The 25,052-nt window shown below is 67.8% G+C and carries 21 protein-coding genes, 3 pseudogenes and 1 riboswitch; of the genes and pseudogenes, 14 read left to right on the forward strand and 10 right to left on the reverse strand.

Annotated elements, in window-relative coordinates; all coding sequences use genetic code 11:
* Window positions 1–18: 18 nt before the first annotated feature.
* Window positions 19–1,164: an N-acetylglucosamine-6-phosphate deacetylase gene (nagA, locus tag AB0D31_RS26575; protein WP_362727679.1), complete on the reverse strand. Its 1,146-nt coding sequence runs from the start codon at window positions 1,162–1,164 to the stop codon at window positions 19–21.
* Window positions 1,164–2,294, reverse strand: coding sequence for an ROK family protein (locus AB0D31_RS26580; protein ID WP_362727681.1), 1,131 nt, complete (start codon window positions 2,292–2,294; stop codon window positions 1,164–1,166). The genes nagA and AB0D31_RS26580 overlap by 1 nt, the downstream gene beginning before the upstream one ends.
* Window positions 2,295–2,691: 397 nt before the next feature.
* On the opposite strand from AB0D31_RS26580, the gene AB0D31_RS26585 reads away from it, so the two are divergent.
* From AB0D31_RS26585 to otsB, 3 genes and pseudogenes are all read left to right on the forward strand, one after another.
* The gene (locus AB0D31_RS26585; protein WP_362727683.1) at window positions 2,692–3,909 is read left to right on the forward strand and encodes an extracellular solute-binding protein; all 1,218 of its coding nucleotides are present in this window, start codon (window positions 2,692–2,694) and stop codon (window positions 3,907–3,909) included.
* 646 nt (window positions 3,910–4,555) lie between these two features.
* A pseudogene (locus AB0D31_RS26590) lies at window positions 4,556–4,774 on the forward strand (DUF3263 domain-containing protein); the annotation flags it as partial.
* 98 nt (window positions 4,775–4,872) lie between these two features.
* Window positions 4,873–5,715 carry a trehalose-phosphatase gene (otsB, locus tag AB0D31_RS26595; protein ID WP_362727685.1) on the forward strand — a complete coding sequence of 281 codons (843 nt, stop codon included), beginning with the start codon at window positions 4,873–4,875 and terminating at the stop codon, window positions 5,713–5,715.
* Window positions 5,716–5,799: 84 nt separating this feature from the next.
* On the opposite strand, the gene AB0D31_RS26600 is transcribed toward otsB, so the two are convergent.
* Both AB0D31_RS26600 and AB0D31_RS26605 read right to left on the reverse strand, forming a co-directional pair.
* Complete coding sequence (locus AB0D31_RS26600) at window positions 5,800–7,290, reverse strand: trehalose-6-phosphate synthase (RefSeq protein WP_362727687.1); 1,491 nt, start codon at window positions 7,288–7,290, stop codon at window positions 5,800–5,802.
* Between the two features lie 111 nt (window positions 7,291–7,401).
* The gene (locus AB0D31_RS26605; RefSeq protein ID WP_362727689.1) at window positions 7,402–8,349 is read right to left on the reverse strand and encodes a glucosyl-3-phosphoglycerate synthase; all 948 of its coding nucleotides are present in this window, start codon (window positions 8,347–8,349) and stop codon (window positions 7,402–7,404) included.
* A gap of 133 nt (window positions 8,350–8,482) precedes the next feature.
* Window positions 8,483–8,654: riboswitch (SAM riboswitch) on the forward strand.
* A 17-nt stretch (window positions 8,655–8,671) separates the two neighbouring features.
* Here AB0D31_RS26605 and thrC point away from each other — a divergent pair.
* From thrC to AB0D31_RS26660, 11 genes are all read left to right on the forward strand, one after another.
* Window positions 8,672–9,958: a threonine synthase gene (gene thrC, locus AB0D31_RS26610; RefSeq protein ID WP_362727691.1), complete on the forward strand. Its 1,287-nt coding sequence runs from the start codon at window positions 8,672–8,674 to the stop codon at window positions 9,956–9,958.
* A gap of 92 nt (window positions 9,959–10,050) precedes the next feature.
* Window positions 10,051–10,326: a MoaD/ThiS family protein gene (locus AB0D31_RS26615; RefSeq protein WP_165266887.1), complete on the forward strand. Its 276-nt coding sequence runs from the start codon at window positions 10,051–10,053 to the stop codon at window positions 10,324–10,326.
* 430 nt (window positions 10,327–10,756) lie between these two features.
* On the forward strand, window positions 10,757–10,960 hold the full coding sequence (locus AB0D31_RS26620) for a cold-shock protein (RefSeq protein WP_005315736.1): 204 nt from the start codon (window positions 10,757–10,759) through the stop codon (window positions 10,958–10,960).
* A gap of 655 nt (window positions 10,961–11,615) precedes the next feature.
* Window positions 11,616–13,241: a chaperonin GroEL gene (gene groL / locus AB0D31_RS26625; RefSeq protein ID WP_267058587.1), complete on the forward strand. Its 1,626-nt coding sequence runs from the start codon at window positions 11,616–11,618 to the stop codon at window positions 13,239–13,241.
* Between the two features lie 383 nt (window positions 13,242–13,624).
* Window positions 13,625–14,374, forward strand: a complete 750-nt coding sequence (locus tag AB0D31_RS26630; protein ID WP_362727693.1) for a DUF4097 family beta strand repeat-containing protein — start codon at window positions 13,625–13,627, stop codon at window positions 14,372–14,374.
* A gap of 144 nt (window positions 14,375–14,518) precedes the next feature.
* On the forward strand, window positions 14,519–15,019 hold the full coding sequence (locus AB0D31_RS26635) for a hypothetical protein (RefSeq protein WP_362727695.1): 501 nt from the start codon (window positions 14,519–14,521) through the stop codon (window positions 15,017–15,019).
* Between the two features lie 26 nt (window positions 15,020–15,045).
* On the forward strand, window positions 15,046–16,491 hold the full coding sequence (locus AB0D31_RS26640) for a translation initiation factor IF-2 (protein WP_362727697.1): 1,446 nt from the start codon (window positions 15,046–15,048) through the stop codon (window positions 16,489–16,491).
* Between the two features lie 158 nt (window positions 16,492–16,649).
* Window positions 16,650–17,831 carry a type VII secretion-associated serine protease mycosin gene (gene mycP, locus AB0D31_RS26645; protein ID WP_362727699.1) on the forward strand — a complete coding sequence of 394 codons (1,182 nt, stop codon included), beginning with the start codon at window positions 16,650–16,652 and terminating at the stop codon, window positions 17,829–17,831.
* A gap of 434 nt (window positions 17,832–18,265) precedes the next feature.
* Window positions 18,266–19,438 carry a hypothetical protein gene (locus AB0D31_RS26650; protein ID WP_362727701.1) on the forward strand — a complete coding sequence of 391 codons (1,173 nt, stop codon included), beginning with the start codon at window positions 18,266–18,268 and terminating at the stop codon, window positions 19,436–19,438.
* Between the two features lie 80 nt (window positions 19,439–19,518).
* Window positions 19,519–19,980 carry a hypothetical protein gene (locus AB0D31_RS26655; protein ID WP_362727703.1) on the forward strand — a complete coding sequence of 154 codons (462 nt, stop codon included), beginning with the start codon at window positions 19,519–19,521 and terminating at the stop codon, window positions 19,978–19,980.
* Between the two features lie 257 nt (window positions 19,981–20,237).
* Entirely contained in the window at window positions 20,238–20,759 is a 522-nt protein-coding gene (locus tag AB0D31_RS26660) for a hypothetical protein (protein WP_362727705.1), read from the forward strand.
* Window positions 20,760–20,834: 75 nt separating this feature from the next.
* Here the strand turns inward: AB0D31_RS26660 and AB0D31_RS26665 are convergent.
* The 6 genes and pseudogenes from AB0D31_RS26665 to AB0D31_RS26690 all read right to left on the reverse strand — a co-directional run bounded on the left by AB0D31_RS26665 (window position 20,835) and on the right by AB0D31_RS26690 (window position 24,855).
* Window positions 20,835–21,724, reverse strand: a pseudogene (locus AB0D31_RS26665) (hypothetical protein).
* A gap of 342 nt (window positions 21,725–22,066) precedes the next feature.
* Window positions 22,067–22,132, reverse strand: coding sequence for a hypothetical protein (locus AB0D31_RS26670; RefSeq protein WP_362727737.1), 66 nt, complete (start codon window positions 22,130–22,132; stop codon window positions 22,067–22,069).
* A 32-nt stretch (window positions 22,133–22,164) separates the two neighbouring features.
* Window positions 22,165–22,627: pseudogene (locus AB0D31_RS26675) on the reverse strand (Scr1 family TA system antitoxin-like transcriptional regulator); the annotation flags it as partial.
* A gap of 108 nt (window positions 22,628–22,735) precedes the next feature.
* Window positions 22,736–23,248 carry a hypothetical protein gene (locus tag AB0D31_RS26680; protein ID WP_362727707.1) on the reverse strand — a complete coding sequence of 171 codons (513 nt, stop codon included), beginning with the start codon at window positions 23,246–23,248 and terminating at the stop codon, window positions 22,736–22,738.
* A 252-nt stretch (window positions 23,249–23,500) separates the two neighbouring features.
* Complete coding sequence (locus AB0D31_RS26685; RefSeq protein ID WP_362727709.1) at window positions 23,501–23,923, reverse strand: polymorphic toxin-type HINT domain-containing protein; 423 nt, start codon at window positions 23,921–23,923, stop codon at window positions 23,501–23,503.
* Between the two features lie 359 nt (window positions 23,924–24,282).
* Window positions 24,283–24,855: an RHS repeat-associated core domain-containing protein gene (locus AB0D31_RS26690; protein WP_362727711.1), complete on the reverse strand. Its 573-nt coding sequence runs from the start codon at window positions 24,853–24,855 to the stop codon at window positions 24,283–24,285.
* Between the last annotated feature and the right edge of the window lie 197 nt (window positions 24,856–25,052).

Genomic DNA, 25,052 nt, shown 5'->3' on the forward strand with positions numbered 1-25,052 from the left:
CCGATGCGACCGGATCCCTCAGCCGAGCTGCGGCTCGACCACCCAACTTCCCTTGCGCAGCACGCCCTTGACGGCGAAGGAGGCGTCCAGGACCACCAGGTCGGCGTCCTTGCCCGGTTCGAGGGAGCCCACCTTGTCGTCGATGCCGAGCAGCCGGGCCGGGTTGGCGGAGATCGCCCGCACGGTGTCCTCGACGCCGAGCCCGTCGACGGTGACCGAACGCTGGAACGCGCGGTCCAGGGTGAGCGTGGAGCCCGCGATCGAGCCGCCCTCCACGAGCCGGGCCACCCCTTCCTTGACCTCGACCTCCAGCGGGCCCAGGTGGTAGAGCCCGTCGCCGAACCCGGCCGCGTCCATCGCGTCGGTGATGAACGCGACGCGGTCGGCGCCCTTGTGGTGGAAGGCGAGTTCGAGGGCGGCGGGGTGCAGATGCGTACCGTCGTTGATCAGCTCGACGGTGACCCGCTCATCCTCCAGGAGGGCCGCGATCGGACCCGGCTCGCGGTGGCCGAGCGGGGGCATCGCGTTGAAGAGGTGGGTCGCGACGGTGGCGCCCGCCGCGATCGCCTCGACGGTCTGCTCGTACGAGGCGTCGGTGTGGCCGATCGCCGCGATCACGCCGTGCTCGGCGAGCAGCCGTACGGAGTCGAGGCCGCCGGGCAGCTCGGTGGCGAGCGTGACCATCTTCGCGGTGCCGCGCGCCGCGTCCATCAGCTTGCGGACCTCGGCCGGGTCGGGGTGGCGCAGCAGACCCTCGCTGTGTGCGCCCTTGCGGCAGGGCGAGATGAACGGGCCCTCGAAGTGGATGCCGGCCAGGTCGCCCTGCTCGACCAGCTCGGACAGCAGCCCGGCGCGCTGCGTGAGCACGTCCATCTCGCCCGTCACCGTGGAGGCGATCACGGTGGTGGTGCCGTGCAGCCGGTGGGTGTGCACGCCCTTGAGTACGTCCTCGACGGTGCCGTTGCTGAAGGAGGCTCCGCCGCCGCCGTGGTTGTGCATGTCGACGAAGCCGGGCACCACCCAGTGACCCGCGAGGTCCAGGGAGGGTGCGTCGGCGGGGGCGTACCCGGAGATCGAGGTGCCGTCGACGATCACGCGTCCGTTCTCGACGACCCCGGTCGGGAGGACGACACGGGCGCCGGAGAGAACAAGCGATGCGGCCATCAGGCGGTTACCTCACTGGAGTCGGTGGCGGTGGCGGTGGCGGTGGCGGTGGCGGAGTTGGAGTCGGATCCGGAGTCGGTGGCGGTGGCGGAGTTGGAGTCGGTGGCGGTGGCGGAGTTGGAGTCGGATCCGGAGTCGGTGGCGGTGTCGGTGGCGGTGGGTTCCGCGGAATGCGGGGTGGCGGCGATCAGGTCCCAGGCGAGCAGGCCCGCGCCCAGGCACCCGGCGGTGTCGCCGAGAGCCGCCGGGAGGATCTCGGGCAGCTTCTGGAACGTCACCCGCTCGCGGACGGCTGCCCGCAGCGGTACGAACAAGGTTTCCCCGGCTTCGGCGAGTCCGCCACCGATGATCAGCACTCGGGGGTCGAGCAGGGTGAGCGCGGTGACCAGGCCGTCGGCGAGCGCGTCGATGGCGGTGTGCCACACGGCGAGCGCCCGGGGGTCGCCGGACTCGACGGCCTTGGCGCAGTCGGCGGCGTCCGCGTCCGGGTCGCCGCTCGCCTCGGCCCAGGCGAGCGAGACCGCCGAGGCGGAGGCGAGCCGCTCCAGGCAGCCCCGCTGACCGCAGGGGCAGGCCACGCCGTCGGGGCGTACGACGATATGGCCGATCTCCCCGGCGAAACCGTGCGCACCCGGCTCGACCCGTCCTTCGATGCCGATGGCGCCCGCGATCCCGGTGCCGAGCGGCACGAACAGGAAGCGGTCGGTGCCGTTGCCCGCGCCGATGCGGCCCTCGGCGAGGCCGCCGGTGCGTACGTCGTGGCCGAGCGCCACCGGGATGCCCCGCAGCCGCTCACCGAGCAGCCGGCGCAGGGGCACATCGCGCCAGCCGAGGTTGGCCGCGTAGGTGGCGATGCCGTTCTCGGCGTCGACGATGCCGGGTACGGCGACGCCGGCCGCGACGGCGCGCTCGCCGAAGTGCTCCTCGCCGTACGCCAGCAGCTCCGCCGCGAAGTCGAGGATCGACTCGACGACGGCGTCGGGTCCGCGCTCTCTGCCGGTGGGCCGGCGTGCCTCGTGGAGCAGGGCGGGGGGCCCGGAGGAATGCCCGTCGGGCATCACGCTTCCCGCCCCGACCAGGGCGGCTTTCATCCCGGTGCCGCCCACATCCAGGGCGATGACGTGTCTCACGGGGGACAGTCTCGCGCCAATACCCACTAAAGGTCTAGTCCACTCGCGGGCCGCGCGCGGACTCCGCATGGTCTCCGCATGGCCTCTGCGTGGTCTCCGCGCGGTCCGAGCGTGGTTCGAGCGTGGCCCGAGCGTCGGATGGGGGAGAAAGCGCTTTCCGCGCCCAAAGTTTCCCAATGTACCCTTGCACCGGGCGTTGCGGAAGCGATATGCGACTGGTGGTGGACCTCAAACCCCCGAATGAGGGAACATCGCAGCTCGATACAGGACGTCACGGGGGACCGACTGGATCCACGAGGATCAACAACGAGCTGGATCCGCGAGGATCACAACGAGGGTGGGATAGCGCGTGCGCAGGCGCTTCTTGGGCTTGACCGCGGCGGTTGCCGCATTCGGCATGACGGCAGTGCTCTCGGGGTGCGGCGCCGGCAGCGGCTCCGGCGACGTCACCCTCAAGCTGGTGGCCGCCGACTACGACATAGCCGGCGGCAACACCACGAAGACGTACTGGCACAACGTTGTCGCGGAGTTCGAGAAGGAGAACCCCGGCATCAAGGTCGACGTCCAGATCTTCTCCTGGGACGTCGTCGACGCCAAGGTCGCCGAGATGGTCAAGGCGGGCAACGCCCCCGACGTCGCGCAGATCGGTGCGTACTCCGACTACGCGGCGACCGGCAAGCTCTACAGCGCCGACCAGCTGCTCTCCATCCCCGTCGAGGCCAACTTCCTGGCGCCGCTCGCCGACGCGGGCAACGTCAAGCGCGTCCAGTACGGCATGCCGTTCGTGGCCTCCACGCGTCTGCTCTTCTACAACCAGACGCTCTTCGAGCAGGCGCACATCAAGCCGCCCACCACCTGGACCGAGCTCGCCTCCGACGCCAAGGCGCTCAAGTCCAAGGGTGTGAAGACCCCCTTCGCGCTGCCGCTCGGCAGTGAGGAGGCGCAGGCCGAGACCATGATGTGGATGCTCAGCGGCAACGGCGGCTACACCAACACCGTCGACGGTTACGACATCGACTCACCCGAGAACATCCAGACCTTCGAGTGGCTCAAGACCAACCTCGTCGAGCCCGAGCTGACGGGGCCGGTCGCGCCCGGCAAGCTCAACCGGCAGGACGCGTTCGACGCGTTCGCGAAGGGCGACGTCGGCATGCTCAACGGCCACCCCTCGCTGATGGAGGAGGCCAAGAAGAAGGGCATCAAGTTCGGCATGGTCCCGCTGCCCGGCCAGAGCGGGCCGGCCAAGTCGACGATGGGTGTCGCCGACTGGATCATGGGCTTCAAGCAGGGCGGGCACCGGACGCAGATCGGGAAGTTCCTCGACTTCACCTTCTCCGACCAGAACGTGCTGCAGTTCGCCGACCAGTACGACCTGCTGCCGTCCACGGTGTCGGCGTCCTCCGCGATGGCGGCGGACCCCAAGCACAAGGAGCTGAAGCCGTTCCTGACCGCGCTCCCGACGTCCGAGCTGCCCCCGGTGGGCAAGACGTCGTGGCCGAAGGTGAGCGAGACGGTGAAGAAGAAGATCGGCTCGGCGCTGACGCCCGGGGGGTCGCCCAAGTCGGTCCTTCAGGACATCGCGAAGGTGGCGATGGACGCGGAGAACGCGGAGTAGCTCGCGCGGAGGGGCTTGCCGCCAACGTGCGGCTACGTGATGGTGCGGCTACCTGGGGCTCCGCCCCAGCCCCCGCTCCTCTGCTGGGCACCCTGCCAAGGTCGACCCACCTAGGGGCGCGGGGAACTGCGCGAGACGCGGGCACGGTCCGCAGACGGACGTGGGGTTTCAGGGGCGCGGGGAATTGCGCGAACGGCCACCCTCGGCCCGCAGCCGAAGCCCCCTCGGCCCCGACCCCACCCCCGGAGGGTCTCGGGAAGGGGCGGGGTGGGGAAGCTACCGTGGGCCCATGACCGACGAGGACCTGGAAGACGCCCCGGACAGCGCCCCAGACAGTGCCCCGAACAGTGACACAGGAACCAGCGGCACAGGAACCAACGGCACAGAAGCCAGCGGCACAGAAGCCAGCCGCACAGGAACCAGCGGCACAGAAGCCAGCCGCACAGAAGCCAGCCGCACAGGAACCAGCCGCACAGGAACCAGCCGCACAGGAACCAGCCGCACAGAAGCCAGCGGCACAGGAACCAGCCGCACAGAAGCCAGCGGCACAGAAGCCAGCCGCACAGGAACCAGCCGCACAGGAACCAGCGGCACAGAAGCCAGCCGCACAGAAACCAGCGGCACCCCGGGCGACAGCAACGGCCCCCTCGACGACCGCGCCCGCGCAGTACTCCGCATGGAACGCCACTCCTGGCCCACCCCCGGCGCCAAGGAACGAGCCATCCGCGAGGAGCTCGCGATGTCTCCCACGCGCTACTACCAGCTCCTTAACACCCTCCTCGACGACACCCGCGCCCTCGCCCACGACCCCGTCACGGTCAACCGACTCCGCCGCCTCCGCGACGACCAGCGCGCCCGCCGCTGACCGCACCCCGCGCGGCCTCTCCGGGCCGGGACGGCCGGCGCCCCGTTGCGCCGCCCGTGCGACCCGCCGCGCTCCACCACCCCGATAGGGTCAACCGCATGGGACGTCACCAGCAACCTCTGCCGACCCCCGCCACCCCGGCCGGCCGCGACGGGCTCGCCGCGATCGTCGCGCGGCCCGGGCGGGTCGTGGTCGCGCTCGACTTCGACGGCACGCTCGCCCAGATCGTGGCCGACCCCGAGCAGGCCAGGGCTCACCCCGACGCCGTGCCCGCGCTCGCCGCGCTCGCCCCACACGTGGCATCCGTCGCCGTGGTCACCGGCCGGCCGGCCGGCGTCGCGGTCCGTTACGGCGGCTTCGCGGGCGTACCCGGTCTCGAACACCTCGTGGTCCTCGGCCACTACGGCGCCGAACGCTGGGACGCGGTCACCGGCACCGTCCGCACCCCCGCCCCCCACCCCGGGGTCGCCGCCGCCCGCGCGGAACTCCCCGGCGTCCTCGACACCCATGGCGCCTGGCGCGGCACCTGGATCGAGGAGAAGGGGCAGGCCGTCGCGGTCCACACCCGCCGGGCCAGCGACCCCCAAGCCGCCTTCGAGGCCCTGCGCGAACCCCTCGCCGACCTGGCGACCCGGCACGGCCTGGTCCTCGAACCCGGTCGTATGGTCCTGGAGTTGAGGCCGCCGGGCATGGACAAGGGAGTGGCGCTCGCGGCGTACGTACGCGAGGTCGGCGCCGAAGCGATCCTGTACGCGGGCGACGACCTGGGCGACCTGCCCGCGTTCGCCGCGGTGGAAAAGCTCCGCTCCGACGGCGTGCCGGGCCTCCTGGTCGCAGCGGACACGGTCATCGAAGAACTGGCCGAACGCGCCGACCTGCAACTGGACGGCCCCGCCGCGGTCACAGCCTTCCTGAAGGCCCTGGCCACGCACATGTCATAGCCGGCAGCGCGGGAGAGCCCCAAGGGGGCTGGGCGCCGGGGGACCCTCCGCGCCCAGCCCTCCAGGGCCCCCCGGCGCGGAGTCTCAGCGGGCCTGGCCCTCCGAGCCCCCCAGGGCTTCCAGCGCCTCCAGCTGGTCCAGGAACCAGCGGCGGGGCGGCAGCGCCGTGCCCGCAGCGGCCAGCCGCTTCGTCCGCTCGGCCCGCTCGGCCTCGCCCATGCTCAGGCCCGCGTGCAGCGCCTCGGCCGTGCCCGTCACGTCGTACGGGTTCACGACCAGCGCGTCCGCGCCGAGCTCCTCGTACGCCCCCGCCTCACGCGACAGCACAAGCGCGCACCCGGCGTCCGACACCACCGGCACCTCCTTGGCGACGAGGTTCATGCCGTCGCGCACGGGGTTGACCAGGGCGACGTCCGCGAGGCGGTACGCCGCGAGGGAGCGGGCGAAGTCGTCCTGGACATGCAGGATGACCGGGGTCCAACTCGCCGTACCGTACGCCGAGTTGATCTCCTCGGCCACACGCGCGACCTCCGCCGTGTACTCCCGGTACACCGCGAGGTCCTGCCGCGAGGGGTAGGCGAACGCCACGTGCACGACCCGTTCGCGCCACTCGGGACGGGTCTCCAGGAGGTGCCGGTAGGCGTGCAGTCCGCGCACGATGTTCTTCGACAGCTCGGTGCGGTCGACCCGCACGATCGTCCTGCGGCCGGCCCCGATCTGCTCGCGCAGCGCGACGATCCGCTCCTCGACGTCGGTCTGGTGCGCGCGCTCGCGCAGGAAGTCGCCGTCCGCGCCCAGCGGGTGCACCGCGATGTCCGTCTCGCGCACCGGCCCCCCGGCCGGCCCGTGCCGGAACCGGCGCCGCCCGTCACCGGTCGGCGTGATCAGATCGGCCTCGCCCTCCAGCGTGACCACGACCGCGTCCGCGAACGCCGACGCCCACCGCCAGGTCAGGAACCCGAGCCGGTCCGCCCCGAGCATCCCCCGCAGCAGCTGCCGCGCGATGTCGTCCGGAAGCATCCGGAAGTAGTCCACCGGCGCCCACGGCGTGTGCGAGAAGTGCCCGATCCGCAGGTCGGGGCGGAGCTCGCGGAGCATGCCCGGCACCAGCGCCAGGTGGTAGTCCTGCACCAGGACGCGTGCCCCGTCCGCCGCCTCCGCCGCCAGCGCCTCGGCGAAGGCCCGGTTGTACGCCTCGTACGAGGCCCACTGCCGCCGGAACTCGGCGTCGAAGGACGGCTCAAGCGGCGTCTGGTACAGCATGTGCTGGACGAACCACAGCACCGAGTTGGCGATGCCGTTGTAGGCATCGGTGAAAACGTCCGCGTCGATGTCCAGCATGCGGACGCCCTGCTCGCCCACGCCCCGTCGCACCGCCTCGCGGTCGCCGTCGCCGAGCGCCGCGCACACCCACACCGACTCCACGTCGGAGCCGATCGCGCTGAGCCCGGAGACGAGCCCGCCCCCGCCCCGCCTGGACTCCAGGGAGCCGTCCTCCTGGAAGACGTACGAAACGGGGCCGCGGTTGGACGCGACGAGGACCTGAGCCCGGGGGGAAGTGTGCGCGGTGACCATGTTGCGGAACCTAGCCCGCCCCGCAACACCTCAAACACGCGTACGCCCGCCCCACCGACAGATCCGGCCGCGCCGGCCACGCTGGACACCGCGAGCCGCCCCCGCCGCCGGCTATGCGGCCCGGTGCACCTGGTACTCCTCGATCTCCCGCATCGGCGGCCGCTCCTCCGTGTCCACCGCGTACGTGCGCGGTACGAAGCCGTGCTCGCCGCGCTCGAACTGGGTCAGCTCGGGGCGTACGAGATGGCCGCGGGACAGGCGCAGCTGGGCGGTGCGGTAGATCGCGGCGGCCATCCGGCCGAGCGCCTGGCCGTCCTGGTGGCGGTGTTTGCGCACGCCCACGTCGACCTGGGCCAGCGCGTCGAGCCCCACCGTGTGCAGCGCGTCGACGAGGAGCGCGAGCTCCACCCCGTACCCGACGGGGAACGGCAGCCGTTCCAGGAGCGAGCGCCTGGCCGCGTACTCGCCGCCCAACGGCTGGACTATTCCGGCCAGTTGGGGCCAGTGGAGGTTGAGCAGGGGGCGCGCCACGAGCTCGGTGACCCGGCCGCCCTGGCCCGCCGCCGCACCGAGCGGCCGGTCGTACATGGCCTTGACGAAGTCCACGTCGGGTTCGGTCAGGAGCGGCCCGACGATCCCGGAGACGAACCCGGCGTCGAAGTCCTTGAGGTCGGCGTCGACGAAACAGACCACGTCGCCGCTGGTCACGAGGAGCGAGCGCCACAGCACCTCGCCCTTGCCGGGCAGTGCGGGCAGCGCGGGCAGGATCGCGTCGCGGTGCACGACACGGGCGCCGGCCGCCGCCGCGACCTGGGCCGTACGGTCGCGCGAGCCGGAGTCGACCACCACCAGCTCGTCGACGAGCGGCACGGCAGCCGTCATCAGCTCGCGCCTGATCGTGGCCACGATCTCGCCGACCGTGGCCTCCTCGTCGAGCGCGGGCAGCACGACACTGACGGTGGTTCCCGTACGGTGTTTCGCGGCCAGCATCCGCTCCAGCGGCCGCTCGGCCGCGGACCAGGAACGCCTGCTCAGCCAGCGTTCCACCTCTTCCAGCACGGTCGTCGGCCTCCTCGTGTGATCCATCTCGCGGTTCGGACGACTATCTCAACCGTCCAGGGCTTCGGTTACAGTCTTGAACAACGCGAAGGACCGTCGCATGCCGGGGGTCCCCACGCCGACAATCGAATACCGCTCATCCAGAGGGGCAGAGGGAAACGGCCCGTTGAAGCCCCGGCAACCCTCCAGTCGGTTCTCGTCGATCACGTCGGTCAAGCGACCACGTCGGTCAGGACACGAGGCCACCGGCTAGGGAAGGTGCCAAATCCGTCTCATGGCGAAGTTCGCCCTGAGGAAGATGAGGAGAAAGGGCCTCCCCTCCATGTCTGCACAGACCGTCGAAACCCGTACGACCGTTGATCTCGGTCCGGCGTCCGGGCTTTCCTGCCGCGAATGCGGCCAGCGTTTCGAATTGGGCCCGATCTTCGCCTGCGAACTGTGTTTCGGGCCGCTCGAAGTGGCTTATGACCTGCCGCTCGGCGACCCCGAGGCGCTGCGCAAGCAGATCGAGGCCGGTCCTGAGAACATCTGGCGTTACGCGCCGCTGCTGCCCGTCCCGGCCGACGTGGCCGAGAAGCCGAACCTGAACCCGGGCTTCACCAAGCTCGTCAAGGCCGAGAACCTGGCGCGCGAGCTGGGCATCGAGCCCGGCAAGCTGTTCGTCAAGGACGACTCCGGCAACCCGACGCACTCCTTCAAGGACCGCGTCGTCGCGCAGGCCCTGGAGGCGGCGCGCGCCTTCGGCTTCACCACGCTCTCCTGCTCCTCCACCGGAAACCTCGCCGGCGCGGTCGGCGCGGCCGCCGCGCGGGCCGGCTTCCGCTCCTGCGTGTTCATCCCGCACGACCTGGAGCAGGGCAAGGTCGTCATGGCCGCGGTGTACGGCGGCGAGCTCGTCGGCATCGAGGGCAACTACGACGACGTGAACCGCTTCTGCTCGGAGCTCATCGGCGACCCGCTGGGCGAGGGCTGGGGCTTCGTCAACGTCAACCTGCGTCCGTACTACGGCGAGGGTTCCAAGACGCTGGCGTACGAGATCTGCGAGCAGCTCGGCTGGCGGCTGCCCGACCAGCTGGTCATCCCGATCGCCTCCGGCTCCCAGCTCACCAAGATCGACAAGGGGCTCCAGGAGCTGATCAAGCTCGGTCTCGTCGAGGACAAGCCGTACAAGATCTTCGGCGCCCAGGCCGAGGGCTGCTCCCCGGTGTCGACCGCCTTCAAGGCCGGGCACGACGTCGTACGCCCGCAGAAGCCGGACACCATCGCGAAGTCGCTCGCCATCGGCAACCCGGCGGACGGCCCGTACGTCCTGGACATCGCGCGCCGTACGGGCGGCGCGGTGGAGGACGTCAACGACGAGCAGATCGTCGACGCCATCAAGCTGCTCGCCCGTACCGAGGGCATTTTCGCGGAGACCGCGGGCGGTGTGACGGTCGGCGTCACGAAGAAGCTCATCGAGGCCGGTCTCATCGACCCGTCGCTCACCACGGTCGTGCTCAACACCGGTGACGGGCTCAAGACCCTCGACGCGGTGGCCGCCACGTCCCAGGCGACCGCGACCATCCGCCCGAGCCTGGACGCCTTCCGCGACGCGGGCCTGGCCCACTGAGCATGGAGCCGGCCGTCCGCGCGACGCGGGCCCGGCTCGCCGAGCGGCGCCCGAGCCACCGCCGATCCTGAACGATTAGGAGCACCGAACCCATGAGCGTGAACGTCCGCATCCCCACGATCCTGCGCACCTACACCGGCGGGAAGGCCGAGGTCGCCGCCGAGGGCGGCACCCTCGCCGAGGTCATCGCCGACCTGGAGAAGAACCACACCGGGATCGCCGCGCGCGTTCTGGACGACCAGGGCAAGCTGCGCCGCTTCGTCAACGTGTACGTCAACGACGACGACGTGCGCTTTGAGCAGGGCCTGGAGACGGCTACGCCCGACGGCGCCGGCGTCTCGATCATTCCGGCGGTAGCGGGCGGCTGAGGCGCCCTTCTCCGCGCCCTCCGCGCCCTTCTCCGTTCCCGGCACATATGGAATAGCCCCCTCCGCATAAGAAGCGGAGGGGGCTATTCCATATGGTTGAGCGCGGTACAGTTGGGGAAGCCCCTTCGCTTCGAGTGCCAAGCGCATATGAGAACGCGACAACATGGGGTCAAAGTCTGTGAGCCCTTTGCGCCCTAAGTGCGCTTTGCCCGGCCCGACTTGCCCCGGAATGTTGAATTGATGGCATTCCGCTCCCTGAGTGCGCCCGGAATTCTCGTCCGATTGACCTGTTGCAGAGGGCAGTTGGGCAGATACATTCAGCCGCGGTCGACGCGTTCCGGCGCACACCCTCTCCTGTCGGAGGGTGCAGGTCTGACCCGGGTCCGCGAAGTGTGGCCCCGTGCAAGGGCCAGTAATAGGGGAGTTAGGCATGGCTCAGGGCACCGTCAAGTGGTTCAACGCGGAGAAGGGGTACGGCTTCATCGCGGTCGACGGTGGTGCGGATGTTTTCGTCCACTACAGTGCGATCCAGATGGACGGTTACCGCACCCTTGAAGAAGGTCAGCGAGTCGAGTTCGAGATCTCGCAGGGCCAGAAGGGTCCACAGGCGGACATGGTCAAGCTCGCCGTCTGATCTCGGCGCGATCGGCCACCGACGCACTCACGCATGAAGGGGACCACCCATTGGGTGGCCCCCTTCACGCATCCCCCACCTACTTAGGGCTCGGCCCCCGCACCGAGTAGTTAAGGGGGCGCGGGCGTGTGACGTATGGGCGGCGACTGCGCCGCGATGGGCGCGACCGTTCGGCACCGGGTGCCCTACAGGGGCGAGGGCCTGTGACGTAAAGGCGGCGGCTGTGCCCGCGGGGGGTCGCGACCATTCGGCAACCGGGTGTCCTACAGGGGCGCGGGGAACTGCGCGAGCAACCCAGCACGGCCCGCACCCGAAAGCGAACGGGGTCATAGAGGGGGCGCGGGGAACGGCGCAAGGGAGTCCGGCCGCAAGCCGGCGCCGGGGGCGTGGGGGCGGAGCCCCCGCCGACCCCGGGGGAACCGGACAACACCGGTAAGTAGAGGGCCCCGGTTCAAGAGACTCGCTTGCACTCGCAGGTGCCGAGTGCTAATCATTGGGCTTAGCACTCTCCCAGTGAGAGTGACAGAACTTGGATCGCGTCAGTGAGGTCCGCAGACCGAGTGGGGCAAGGAACCACAAGGCCTGCAGGCCGTCCGTCGCGGGCACCGGCACGGTCCACGAAGAACGCCACCCCTGTCCGGGAGGACCACTTCACATGGCCAAGATCATCGCGTTCGACGAGGAGGCACGGCGCGGTCTCGAGCGCGGGATGAACCAGCTCGCCGACGCCGTCAAGGTCACCCTCGGCCCCAAGGGCCGCAACGTCGTCCTCGAGAAGAAGTGGGGCGCCCCCACGATCACCAACGATGGTGTTTCCATCGCCAAGGAGATCGAGCTCGAGGACCCGTACGAGAAGATCGGCGCCGAGCTGGTCAAGGAAGTCGCCAAGAAGACGGACGACGTCGCCGGTGACGGAACGACCACCGCGACCGTCCTCGCCCAGGCCCTGGTGCGCGAGGGTCTGCGCAACGTCGCCGCCGGCGCCAACCCGATGGCCCTGAAGCGCGGCATCGAGAAGGCCGTCGAGGCCGTCTCCGCCGCCCTCCTGGAGCAGGCCAAGGACGTGGAGACCAAGGAGCAGATCGCTTCGACGGCCTCCATCTCCGCCGCCGACACCCAGATCGGCGAGCTCATCGCCGAGGCGATGGACAAGGTCGGCAAGGAAGGCGTCATCACCGTCGAGGAGTCGCAGACCTTCGGGCTCGAGCTTGAGCTCACCGAGGGCATGCGCTTCGACAAGGGCTACATCTCGGCGTACTTCGCCACCGACATGGAGCGTATGGAGGCGTCGCTCGACGACCCGTACATCCTGATCGTCAACTCGAAGATCAGCTCCGTGAAGGACCTGCTCCCGCTCCTCGAGAAGGTCATGCAGTCGGGCAAGCCCCTGCTGATCATCGCCGAGGACGTCGAGGGCGAGGCCCTGTCGACCCTGGTCGTCAACAAGATCCGCGGCACCTTCAAGTCCGTCGCCGTCAAGGCCCCGGGCTTCGGCGACCGCCGCAAGGCCATGCTCGGCGACATCGCCATCCTCACGGGCGGCACCGTTGTCTCCGAGGAGGTCGGCCTCAAGCTGGAGAACGCCGGTCTCGACCTGCTCGGCCGCGCCCGCAAGGTCGTCATCACCAAGGACGAGACGACGATCGTCGACGGCTCCGGTGACAGCGACCAGGTCCAGGGTCGCGTCAACCAGATCCGCGCCGAGATCGAGAACAGCGACTCGGACTACGACCGCGAGAAGCTCCAGGAGCGCCTCGCCAAGCTCGCCGGCGGCGTGGCCGTCATCAAGGCGGGCGCGGCCACCGAGGTCGAGCTCAAGGAGCGCAAGCACCGCATCGAGGACGCCGTTCGCAACGCGAAGGCGGCCGTCGAGGAGGGCATCGTCGCCGGTGGTGGCGTGGCCCTGCTCCAGGCCTCCGCGGTGTTCGAGAAGCTTGAGCTCGAGGGTGACGAGGCGACCGGCGCCAAGGCCGTGAAGCTGGCCCTGGAGGCCCCGCTCAAGCAGATCGCCGTCAACGGTGGTCTCGAGGGTGGCGTCATCGTCGAGAAGGTGCGCAACCTGCCCGTCGGCCACGGCCTGAACGCCGCGACCGGTGAGTACGTCGACATGATCGCCGAGGGCATCATCGACCCGGCGAAGGTCACGCGCTCCGCGCTGCAGAACGCCGCCTCCATCGCGGCGCTGTTCCTCACCACCGAGGCCGTCATCGCCGACAAGCCCGAGAAGGCCGCCGCCGGCGGTGCCCCGGGCGGCATGCCGGGCGGTGACATGGACTTCTGATCCTCCCGGATCGGTAGCTCCACGCAGCACGCGGTTCGCTGCACACAGCTGAACGCCGAGGGCGGCACCCCTGCCAAGGGGGTGCCGCCCTCGGCCGTTTCGGTGCCGCCCCCCGGGGCCTGTCGTTTTCGTGCTCGCCGGGACCGCGGAACGGGGGGTTCGCGTCTCCGTACGCCGGGGCCCGTACCCCGGGGGTCTCCGTACGCCGGGGCCCGTACCCCGGGGGTACGTAAACCCGAACCCCGAGGGTGGTGCTGGCTCCATGGTGCGAGGCACACGGGCCGGGTTACGTTGATGATCGGAGGGGGCGGGCACGGGGGTCGCGCCCCCTCCGACCACTCGAACGGGGGTGACCCCAACTGACGCACATGCGGGGGAACTTCATGACCAGTACCACCCAGCCGCGGGCCCGTATCTTCGGTGCCATGACTCTGGCCGCGCTGGCGGTGGGCGGGCTCAGCGCATGCGGACCACTGGACAACACAACATTCAAGGACGACGCCACCGTCGCGAGCAAGATCACCGCGGTCCGCGTGGACGGCAACGCGGACGGCTTCCGGATCCGCGGCAAACAGAACCTGACCAAGACGGCGGTGCACCGCGAGGTCACCTATCGGGGCAAGACGAAGCCGGAAGGCCCCACGTACCGCGTGGAGAACGGCGTGCTGGTCCTCAGCGGCTGTGGAAACCACTGCTCCGTGGACTACACGGTCGACGTCCCCGCCGGCATCCCGGTCACCGGTTCCACCAAGGCGGGCAGCATGAACCTCTCCGAGGTCGGGGCGGTGAAGGTGTCCGCCGAGGACGGGAAGATCGAGGTGAACGGCTCGACGGGCACGGTCGACGTCCGCACCACCAACGGCTCGATCGAGGCGAAGAAGCTGAGGGGCCCGGACGTCACGGCAAAGGCATCCAACGGCGCTGTCTCCCTCACCCCCGCGACCGCCCAGAACGTCACGGCCCAGACCACCAACGGCACTGTCACCGTGACGGTCCCACCCGCCAAGTACCACGTCTCGGCCCAGACCCAGAACGGCGACAAGAACCTCTCCATACCCGACGACCCGTCCGCGCCCTTCAGCGTGAACCTGGCCACGGACAACGGCGAGGTCACCCTGAAGCCCGCGAAGTAAGGCGTTGCGGAAGGCAAGCCCCCAGATGCCTCTGCGGCCCACGTTGGCCTGTTTCCGCCGCTCTTTGCGATGGGACGACTGTGAACTGCAACTACGGATAGTTAGAGTTGCGGTTGAGATCAGGGCTGTACGGGGGAGGGTGTTGTGGAACCGGGTGAGAGCGGAGCGGGATCGCTGCCTTGGGCGTTCAACGTCGTCGAGGTGGCGCAGAAGGCCGTGGGTGACGTCGTCACCGAACTGTCGTCGTTCACGACGTTCCAGCGACGCGTGGACGAACTGATCCGCAACCTCAAGGGCTCCCCGGCCGGCCCGGGCGAGGTCGGCCAGGAACGCCTGGCCCGCGACCAGTTCGGCGGCGGAGCGGGCGCGTTCACCGAGGCGTCGGGCCTGTTCACCTCCTACGAGACGGTGATCACCGAACTGGAAAACCTGTCCCGACTGCTGTCGGACTCCATCGAGGGCATGGGCATCGCGGTACTGGCCTCGCACAAGGGCTACCAGAACATCGACGCGGAGACCCGGGACCGCATGGCCGCGATCAGCGTGGAGACGAAGAAGCACTACGGGGGCGATTACGACCCGGAGCAGGGCAAGCCGAAGAGTGATCCTAAGTCGTCGGGTGACAGCACCGGAGGGACGTTCTGATGGGCGGCAGCACACCCTTCGAGGGCATGAGCCACGAGGCCATGCTGGCCTGGCTCGACCAGGCGAACAGCGGCTCGGTGCAAGGCGCCGCAGACCGGCTCGCGGCAGCGGCCAAGGAAATCCGCAAGATCGCTGAGGACCTGAAGGTCCGCCCCCAGTGGGTGGAGTGGAAGGGCGCGGGCGCGGACGCGTTCCGCACATGGAGCGCCGATCTAGCCAACTCGACCTTGCGCCTGGGCGACTTCAGCGAAGGCTCCGCCACCTGGCTCGGCCACGCCTCCGACGCCATCGCCTCGGCCCAGGCCGCCATCCCCCGCGACAAGCCCAGCGCCCAGGCCAACCTGGACGCGGCCAAAGCCGCCCACAACGACCCGGACGCGGCAGCGATCAACAGGAAGTCCACGGGCGAGCTGGCAGCACTGGAAGCGGACAAGGAGAAGGTGCGGCAGGAAGCGGTCGCGCAGATGCGGAAGCTGGGACAGGCGTACCAGCAGTCTGCGACGCAGATGAATGGTCTGGAGCGACCGAAGTTCCCTCCGCCGCCGCAGGCGATCGCGCCGAAAACAGTCCGATCGCGCGACGCTGGCGTGCACGTGCCGCAGTCGCGCGTTCCAGGTGGCGGCCCCTCGCCCTCTAGTCATGTTTCGTCGGAGCACGCAGCTGCTTCTGCTTCTACTTCGGGCGACCCCGCCCCCCGGCCTCATTCGGTGCTCGGCTCACCAGCGCAACCTCCGTTGGGGGATGCGCAACAGCCCACACAGCTGGACATCGACTCGGTGACCACGCTGCCGCAGACAACGCCCATTCCGAGCCCTGCCGGGAGCACGTCGGGCCCCGGGCCGACCCATGGGGGTGAGACATCCGCGATGCGGATGCCGCTGCCGGTCTTCGGTGGGGGGCGGAGTTCGCCTTCTGGTCCGACCGGACCCGGACGCCCCTCGGCCGGGGGCCCGCTGCGACCTGGACAGGCGGCCTTCGGGCGTAGCTCCGTGCAGGTGCCGGACAGCAGGTCTGGCATTGTGGGTGGCCGCCCCGCTCTGCCGGGCCGGCCGAGTGGCAGCATCCCTAAGGGAACCGTCGTGGGAGCGGAAGAGGCAGGCGGTCCGAGTACGGCGCGGCCTGCCGCAGGGGTCGGTCCTGTTGGCCAAGGAGCTGGCAGGCCGGGGGCATTGTCTGCCCGCGGATCACAGGTCCCGCGCAGCGGAGTGAGCGGGGGCAACGCGCAGCAGGCGGAACGTGCTGTGAGTCCCCGTTCCGTCTCGACCGGTGCAGGCGCGGAACGTGGAGGCATCTCGGGCGGAAGGCCGATTGCTGGGAATACCGGCGGCTCGCATGGCGGCGGGCCGCCCCGCGACTCGCAAAAGAAGCGCCCGCAGCGTGACGGAGCCGGGGGCAGCCCCGGTTACCTCGTTGAGGACGAAGAGACGTGGTTGCGGCATGACGGGCGTGCTGTGCCGCCGGTCATCGACTAATACATTCAGGAGCAGGGAAGCGAATGCCAACGAGCAGTCTCCGACGAGGCCTCAGGTTCGCTGCCGTATCGGCGTTGTGCTGCGGGTTGCTGGTCGGCACTTCTGGGACACCGGCTTGGGCGGAGTCGACACGTCAGAAACAGTGGTACCTCGACGCCATGAAGGCCGACGAGATGTGGCGGACGAGCACGGGCAAAGGCATCACTGTTGCCGTGATCGATTCAGGTGTCGACACCACCACCGCTGATCTGGCTGGTCAGATCCTTCCGGGGAAGGATCTCGCAGAAGGTCAACCGGGCGACGCACACGTTGATTACGAGGGCCACGGCACCGGAATGGCGGTTTTGATTGCCGGCACGGGCGCCTACGGTGATGGGAACGGCACTTTCGGCCTTGCCCCAGGTGCCAAGATCCTCCCGATCCGCATGCCTCAGGCCAGCGAGGGAGCTACCCAGGCTCAATCCGACGAGCAGTTCAATGTGGTTGCTCCCCAGGCGATCCGCTATGCCGCAGACCAGAACGCGAAGGTCATCAATATTTCCCTGGGGGTGGATGAAGGGTCGCCGCAGCTGACAGCCGCAGTAAAGTACGCCCTGGACAAGGGATCGTTGATCTTTGCATCGGTGGGGAACAGTGGCAATATCGACAACGCAGTCGAATACCCGGGCGCCACGCCTGGTGTGGTCGGCGTATCGGCGGTAGGAAAGAATCTTCGCAAGACGCCTGAGTCCGAGTACGGCCCTCAGGTGGACGTGTCTGCCCCGGGTGACGAAATGGTGCATGCGTGCCCAGGCGGGACCGGCCTGTGTGAGTCCCACGGCACCAGCGACGCCACAGCCATCGCCTCCGCCTCCGCCGCCCTGATCTGGTCCAAGCACCCGGAGTGGACCAATAACCAAGTCCTGCGCGTCATGCTCAACACCATCGGTGGCCCCACCGACGGTGCCAAGCGGAACGATTCCATCGGCTTCGGGATTGTGCGTCCCCGGATCGCCCTAGTGAATCCCGGCGATCCCGGCCCGGCAAACGTCTATCCGTTGCCAGACCCTCCGTCGTCAGGGGAATCGGCCACCCCCGCGGAACAGAGCCCGGCCGGCACCCCAGCCAAGGCGGACGCCCCCCAGGCGAACAAGGCCGCTGAATCCGGGACCAGGACCACCACCTGGCTGGCTCTGGGCCTTGGTGCTCTGGGCATTGTGGTGGTGATTCTCGGTCTCTGGGTCCTGCGCAAGCGTCGTAGGCAGGCGGCCGCGGCCCCAGGTCCAGGCCCAGCAGGCCAGTGGGGCCCGGGGCAGGGATGGCCGGAGCATCAGAACCGCGATCGCACAGGAAGCTACTGAGATGGCCTGGGACGAATGGGAACAGCTGAAGTCAGACGCGATACTGCGGCGTCAGCAACATCTCGCTCTCGATAGCGCAGCTGGCGGCGGCGCGAAGGACTTGAAGACCAAGCACTCGGGGAAGACCTCGGCAGTCAAGGCGCTGCGGGAGCGTATACAACCTGAGACGGAAAGGCCGGGCACCACAGCAATGATTGCTCCGCGTCGATAGCGCGGACCTTCTGGGCCTGGTCCTTCGGCCTTCACTCGGGGACGCGCAAAACGAATGGGACTCGCAGGTTGCCGGCTTGATGGGCCGCCTCGCGCATGAACAAACAGCGCTGGAACAGACCAAGCAGGACTTCCAAGACGTCGATTACGCGGTCGGGGGCCAGGCAGCGCGCATCATCGTCGGACACGGTCCCGAGCGCGACGCCTAGGACGCAGGGGGAAGAATGCTCACCTATCAAGATGTGGTCATCGCTCCGATCGGCGTGTTGATCGATGTCGCCCAGGTCTGGGACGACATGGCCGACATGTTCAAGGAGCCTCAAAGCTGGTACGAATCCCAGGTCCAAGCCGTTGCGAACAACGGGGCCTGGGTCGGCGTCAGCGCCGGAACCGCATCCGCCCGGTTTGCTCTGACGCGTAAGCAGTTCGCTGATGCCCAGGTCGAGGCGCGAGCCATAGCTTCGATTCTCCAGGACGCTCACGTGCAGTTCGTGCGGCTGGTCGGACATGTCAAAGACCTCGTCGATCAGGCACAGCGGGCCGGCATGCATGTCGACAGCCAAGGTTGGGCGACGTACGACACAGGCAAGTTGAGCCCCTACAGGACGGACTACGACGAGACCGTCAAGAAAGGGAACGCGGCTGCCGGGGAGTGGACCAAGAGCATCGCGGATGCGGTGCGAGCGGTCGACGACGCGGATCAGGGCGTAAGGCTGGCGCTGCATGAAGCGGCAGGCATAAATCTGGCCCCGCTGCGAGACAGTATGGCCACAGCCATGAGCAATCATGGGCATGAGGTCTATTCAACGAGGAGCGTGGCAAATGAAGATAATGCGCCACTGAACCAACACGAAGTCATGGAAATAACCAAACAGGTGTCCCGAAGTGAGCATTCCTACGGCATGCTCACCGAAGGCATGCACAGTTCTATCGTTGATGGCTTCTACGACTCAAGTCGCAAGCCCGAGGACACGTTGAGTTCAGCGGGCTACACAGTTGGCTTCATGGAGCGGGCTAGGTATCTCGCACTCAAAGGCGATCAGCATGACTTCACGTGGGACAAGACGTGGAGCTACCACGCGTTGGGCGCGCCGATCACTCTCATCCCCGGAGTGGGTGACGCAGCGCAGCGCGGGGTCGACGCGGTGACGACGGCGTGGATCATGGACGAGCAGCACCGCCAGGCAGAGAAGCTCACCGGCGACAGCCAGGCAACGTACGACCACAGGCGCGGAGAGCTCAACGCCCTCGCAGATCAGTGGTACACGATCAACTCGAGTTGGGCGGATGGCCACCCCGGGTATTCCGCTCACGCGGGTGACGGGGTGTACAAGCAGATCGCAGGGTGGGCCAATGACGGGAACTACCAAGCCAGCGGGCTAGCAGGTGCCCAGTGACGCACACCTGGAAGAGAGCAGCGGCACACCTCCTGGTCCTATCGCTGGCAGCGGCAGGGTGCGGTCACAAGGAAATTGCAGTGCCGGCAGGATTCTGTGGCGTTGAGGTGAGAAAGGAGAACCTGGCGCCGCTTCTACCCCTGGAGGGTGACAATATAGTAAATGAGCTCGTGCCCTTCCAGGCTGTCCAGGGAGCCGGATGCAGGATACTCGTCGACGGAAAGCAGGCACTTTACGTCAGCGTTTCACATTTCAGGAACAAAGTGCCGACGCCGGTAAAGCCAGACCCTGCACGCGGCTTGGTTGTTCCTCCTTTCAAGCATGGTGCGGACCGCGCGGTATCCTTCGGCGGTGAAGCATATCTGGGTAGCGATGGCGGCGTCATAAAAGCATCTTGCGATGCTCCGAATTCGTATGTAGAAGTAATTGTTCGCCTTGGGCGTGACCAAATACTCGACACATCTGACGGTTATAAGAAGATCCAGCCCTTCGTCGAAGAATTCGTGCCAAAGGAAACGAAGAAGTATGACTGTACGAAGTAGCTGGCTGGCAGTGGTTTGGTAGTCGCGACCAGGCGGGGGATCTAAGGGAAGTTCGAGAACTGCGACCTGCAAGGCCGCCATCGGACGCAGCTCCGTGCGGATGCCGCCAACGCCCTCGCGGATCAGTGGTACGGAGTCAACGGTGCCTGGGCGGAAGGGCAGACGGGATACTCGGCTGATGAGGGTGTCTATAAGCGAATAGCGGCTGCGGCCAACAATGGAAATGTCATGGCGAAGGGTATTGCAGGAATTCATTGATGAGAGTGATTGCGCGGGTCCTGGTTGCTGTCGTCGTGATGGCCGTGATGGCGGCCGGATGTAGTCAGGGGATCGCCGTACCGAAGGCCTTCTGTGATGTTCCGGTGCGTCCTGATTCCTTGTCTCCACTCCTGCCCAGCGAGGGGGAGGTCAAGACATCCAGAAGTGAGTTGCATGACGTCATTTGCAATTTGAGCGTCGGCGGCTCGCAGACCCTGAACGTCAGGATCGCAAAGATCGACAAGCAGCTGCCTCCGGAGGACTGGGCGAACGCGCAGGCCGAGTTCACGCGGGGGGCTCGCCGAACCACGTCCTTCCCAGGAACGGCAGTTATCGGCAGTAACGGAGCTCTAGTTACGGCCAATTGTGGAAAGCCTAGCGCCTACATATTGCTCGATGTCGCTTTCACAGGAAAGCGGGCCGAGAATTCCGAGGTGGGAGCGCAGAGGCTCCAACGATTCCTTGAGGATTTCGTTCCCAGCGTTACGCAGAAGCTCGGCTGCACCGGGCAAAGCACGTGAGTGATCGACGCGCTGGAGGTATGCGGAGTTGCCCAGGCTCCTGGGGTGCGAAGCCCATGGGGAGGGTCCGCATGGTCAGACGTGGGTCGGCGTCAAGCGTGGGCGGATCGCTGCCGCTCTGGCCTCGGCGGCGCGGGTGCGGACGGTAGAGGTGGGGAGGGGCCGGGGGCGGGACGAGGGTTCGCCTCGGCAGGGGGCGCACTCGCCGCCCGGCAGGGCTTCCGGGCGGCCCGGGGCGCCGCACTTCGCGCACTCCAGTACCCGCAGAGCCGCCGGCCGTGGGGGCTGTTCCGGTGGGAGCTTGCTGGTCAATCGGGCACGGGTGAGGGCGGCCGGGCTGTGCACCGGGGTGGGGAGGCCCGCCGTCAGGGCGCGCACCACGTCCTGCTCGGTCGCACCCCGCTCGAACCACACCGCCGCCAACGGTTCAAGCGCCGCACAGTCCCGCGCCGACAAGGACAGCACCGGAGCGGTACGCCCCAGCGCTGCCAGCAACATGAACGCCCTGCTGCGCGTAGCTGGTTGAGGCGCCGCACTCGGCTTCGGCGGCGGGGCCGGGGGCGCCTCGTTGACACCCCCGCGGGTGAATTCGGCCCACCACGCGTCGTCCCGCGCCGTACGCGAGAACCACGTCCGCGTTACCCAGCGCGCACTGTTCGACACTCGCAGGTGTTCGCGTCCCCGGCGCAAGTGGCCCTCTGCGGCCAGGCGTTGGAGGGCTGTGCGTAGGGCGCACTGTCCGTACGGGAGCACCTTCGCCAGCGTTTTTACGGAGATGTCCGCGCCGTCCGGGAGCCGGTCCAGATATCCGGCCACCGCTGCCTCGCGAGGGGGAGGTGCGCGAAGTCGTGCAGGGTGGTCGGGTGTTGGCCCGGGCTTGACCGTTTGCCGTAGCCCGGAGTGGCCCTGGGGTGCGGGTCGGGCTGCGCGGTGGCGGGTGCGGCACTAAAGTGGCTGTCAGCCATCGGATCAGTTTCCTTACAGCGTTGATCTTGATGGTCAGGCCCCCGTAGGTGTTGCCGCACCTCGGGGGCTGACTGTTGTCCTGTTGTTCTGGACGCTAGAGGGTTGTCACCCTTTGTGGCAAGTCGAACGCGGAAAGTCGCGAGTTGGCGTCGATTTGCCCAACTAGCAGGGTGGGTGGGTGGGTTGAGACCCTCTTCCCATTCGATTTCAAGCACCGCTCGAAGCTCGGGGCTTGCAGCTCCGCCGGGTACGGGACGTAGGGGACGAACGGGACGAGCCGTCCCCCGTCCATGAATCCATGGCGGGGACCGGCTCGACGTGATGCGCCCGTCCTGCATCCATCAGGCCGCTGTGTTGGCCCCCTTCACCCCGGCGACGAACGCCGACCACGCCGCCGCTCGGAACACGAGCGTCGGGCCTTGCGGGGCGGCCTTCGAGTTGTTGGGTTGTCGAGGAGCCGAGCGCGATCAAGGCGGGCGGTGACTAGGTCGTCGATCACGGCGTCCGGCGCGATCGGCTGGTACGCCCGGCACACGGCCCGCGCGTACGCCTCCGTCTGCATCAACCCCGGAATCAGCAGCGGCGCGTACTCACGGATCGCCGTCGCCACGGCCTCCGCCTCCGCCGCCTCCGCGAAGTGGTCCGGGTACTTGGACTTCGCCACGGCGATGCAGTTGCGTGCGAAGGAGCCGTCCGTGCCGAGGGTCTTGTCGAAGTGGCGGGCGTACTCCGGGTGCATGCGGCGGATGCCCGCTTCGAGCTGGCCGATGAAGGACGAGGAGACGAAGAGGGGGTTGCCCAGGGCCTCCTGGCTGAGGCCGGCCTTTTCGCGGGCGTGGCAAAGTTCGGCGCCGAGGGGGGCGCGGTGAGGGGGAGGGGTCGAGGTCCCTCGGCGCGGGCATGCGCAACTCCCTCTGGAACACGCAGGGTTGTTGGATCGCCGACAGCAGTCAGGCTAGACCCGGACGGACACGCTGGGCGAGGGTCTAGCAATTCTTAAGATTGCCGAACTACCAATTTCTCTTGAATCTAAATCCGGCTGCGTCGCTGCTTTCTTCGTAACCCATGGCCTGGATTGATTGGTCTTCTGGGCTTCGGTCCAGGAATTGCCTGAGTACTTCTCCTGCCTCTGAACCTGTGATGTCTGTCGCAGCCATTGTCTCGGTTACGGCGTCTGCCCCGATCAGGCGACATGCGTGCACAAGCAGGCTCAGGACAGGTAGGGCGTCTCGCGGATCATCAGTGAGCGACAGTGCGACCTGAATAGCGATCAAACCATCCCGCACCTCACGCGCATCCTGGCGGCGGACAGCCAAGGACGCCATGCGTTCAGCAAAGGCATTCAGGATTCTCCAGGAGCCGGCCGGTTGCTCCGAGAGGGAATCGGAGAAATCTTTAGCATTGCGGATTTTTCGGACGAAGTCCTGGAGGTCTGTATCTTTCTCGCTCGGGATCTCCTGCTTGCCGTACCCTTTGCCATTTCGAGGGTCCAGCGCCGCGAATTGTGTTGGGGGTATATGCATCGAAGCTCATTTCGTAGGCGGAAGCAGGTTGGATCCGCTCTTGGTGTATATTCGGCGCTTGAAAACATTTGTAGTTCCCGCCGCAGAGCGGTCTGACGTTCATCGACTTCATCCCAGAGATTTTCTTCAGTCAGGGGGGATGCGATACCCATGCGTCATTTTTCTCGAGTGTCCAGTGGGGAACGGACAGAACCTCATGGGCTTCCCATTCCTGGGCGATTTCCGTATCAATCTGGCGCCCGATAACTGGAATCAGGTTTGGGCAGTCGGAGTTGTGACCAAGAGAGCCGAGACGCCGGCCAGCACATAGTACGTGTGCAGATGGGCGACTGTCAGGTTGGAAGTGGCGATGTGGTCCGCGTAGTTGCGGACCGCGGTGACCTGTTGGAGGTGTCCCTCGGAGCTGCGGAGGGCTTCACCGGTGTGGAGTTCGGCCGCGTCGATCCAGCGGTAGCGGGTTTCGCTCCAGTACGGATGGTGTTGAGTGGACTTGATGCTTCGGGGGCCGCCGGGCGTGGCGACGGCAAGGTCCGTGAAGTCTTTGTCCGTCGTTGTGATGATGACGTTGGTGACCGCTTCGGGCTCGGTCTTTCCCGTTAGCGGATCGGTCGCCAGGACCTTGTCGCCGATTTTCACGTGGTCGATACGGGTATATGCGCCGCCTGCCAGTCTCACCGCAGTGTCCGGTGCGAAACTGGAGCGGGGCGCACCCGGCAGCCACTGCTTCGACGTCCGCCAGTTCTTCGTTCGTGAAGGTTCGGGCCGGCCCTCCTTTCCTGCCTGCTCCCATAAGCATGCTGATGGATGCCACAGCTGCCGACGCCGCTGCGGTTTCTTTGAGGCCGCACGTGCGAATCTCAGCGCAGGCCGAGAACATACCCCGTTGAAGCATCGCAATGAAACCGTTTACCCTCACTGTGGCCAGAGGGTAGTTATAAGCGATGGGATCCCACCAGGCGTAGTCGACTCCATTGCAATCCGCCAAGACTTCCCTGTAGAACGCCTGGCGGAATTCCGAGAAGCGCGGTGTGTCATTACGGATGACGACGTTCGGGTAAATCTCCGTGTAGCCGGACTTCGTGGTGAGGTCCGGCTTCTGCATGTCCTGGCAGGAGCGGGTGCATGGAGGGGTGCCGCAGGTGTTGGTGTCTCCGCAGTGGTCGTGAATGGCGGAGCCGCCCCCGGCCGGGTCCGCGTCCGGGCTGCAGGGGGAGTCCCCCGTTCTGGCCGCACTCGGAGCGCAGCCCCGTCGGGTCGCTCTCGTTGACCGGGTTGTTGTTGCTGTACGCGTAGCCGTTCCACTGCTGTGGCGTGGCCGTGTCGAGGAGGGGGTCGGGGCTGATGAAGCGGCCGCTCGAAGGCTGGTACTCACGGGCGCCGAGGTTGGTCAGGCCGGTTGCCGGGTCCTGGATGCCGCCGACGAAGCCGTGGTCCCCTGCCCAGGCCGCGGGCCGGGTGTCGCGGGCGTTGCCGAACGGGTCGATGGGCCTGCGGTACCTGGCGGAGCCGCCGCCCTCGGTGGCGGACGTGGAGGCGAGCTTGCCCTCCGCATCCCAGGTGAGCGATGTGGTGCCGGCCGTGGTGGTGACGGCGGTGGTGTCGCCCACGGCGTCGTACTGGTAGGCCGTCGATCCCGGGTTGCCCGGGCCGCTGCCGGTGGTGGAGAGCAGGGCGTGGGCGCCGCCGGTCCCGCCGCCCGTGTCGGGCGCGGTGGTGCGCTGGTTGACCTGGCCGGCGGGGGCGAACGTCTGGGCGGTGGTGATGTCCTTGGCCGTGTCCCCGGCGGCGTCGTGCTGGACGAGGG

This window comes from Streptomyces sp. NPDC048361, from assembly GCF_040651795.1.
Lineage (GTDB): Bacteria > Actinomycetota > Actinomycetes > Streptomycetales > Streptomycetaceae > Streptomyces.

Coding starts and splice junctions, on each gene's coding strand:
- nagA (WP_362727679.1), bottom strand. CDS start 1,164: ATGGCCGCATCGCTTGTTCTCTCCGGCGCCCGTGTCGTCCTCCCGACC.
- AB0D31_RS26585 (WP_362727683.1), top strand. CDS start 2,692: ATGACGGCAGTGCTCTCGGGGTGCGGCGCCGGCAGCGGCTCCGGCGAC.
- otsB (WP_362727685.1), top strand. CDS start 4,873: ATGGGACGTCACCAGCAACCTCTGCCGACCCCCGCCACCCCGGCCGGC.
- AB0D31_RS26600 (WP_362727687.1), bottom strand. CDS start 7,290: ATGGTCACCGCGCACACTTCCCCCCGGGCTCAGGTCCTCGTCGCGTCC.
- thrC (WP_362727691.1), top strand. CDS start 8,672: ATGTCTGCACAGACCGTCGAAACCCGTACGACCGTTGATCTCGGTCCG.
- AB0D31_RS26615 (WP_165266887.1), top strand. CDS start 10,051: ATGAGCGTGAACGTCCGCATCCCCACGATCCTGCGCACCTACACCGGC.
- AB0D31_RS26620 (WP_005315736.1), top strand. CDS start 10,757: ATGGCTCAGGGCACCGTCAAGTGGTTCAACGCGGAGAAGGGGTACGGC.
- groL (WP_267058587.1), top strand. CDS start 11,616: ATGGCCAAGATCATCGCGTTCGACGAGGAGGCACGGCGCGGTCTCGAG.
- AB0D31_RS26630 (WP_362727693.1), top strand. CDS start 13,625: ATGACCAGTACCACCCAGCCGCGGGCCCGTATCTTCGGTGCCATGACT.
- AB0D31_RS26640 (WP_362727697.1), top strand. CDS start 15,046: ATGAGCCACGAGGCCATGCTGGCCTGGCTCGACCAGGCGAACAGCGGC.
- mycP (WP_362727699.1), top strand. CDS start 16,650: ATGAAGGCCGACGAGATGTGGCGGACGAGCACGGGCAAAGGCATCACT.
- AB0D31_RS26650 (WP_362727701.1), top strand. CDS start 18,266: ATGCTCACCTATCAAGATGTGGTCATCGCTCCGATCGGCGTGTTGATC.
- AB0D31_RS26660 (WP_362727705.1), top strand. CDS start 20,238: ATGAGAGTGATTGCGCGGGTCCTGGTTGCTGTCGTCGTGATGGCCGTG.
- AB0D31_RS26680 (WP_362727707.1), bottom strand. CDS start 23,248: ATGCATATACCCCCAACACAATTCGCGGCGCTGGACCCTCGAAATGGC.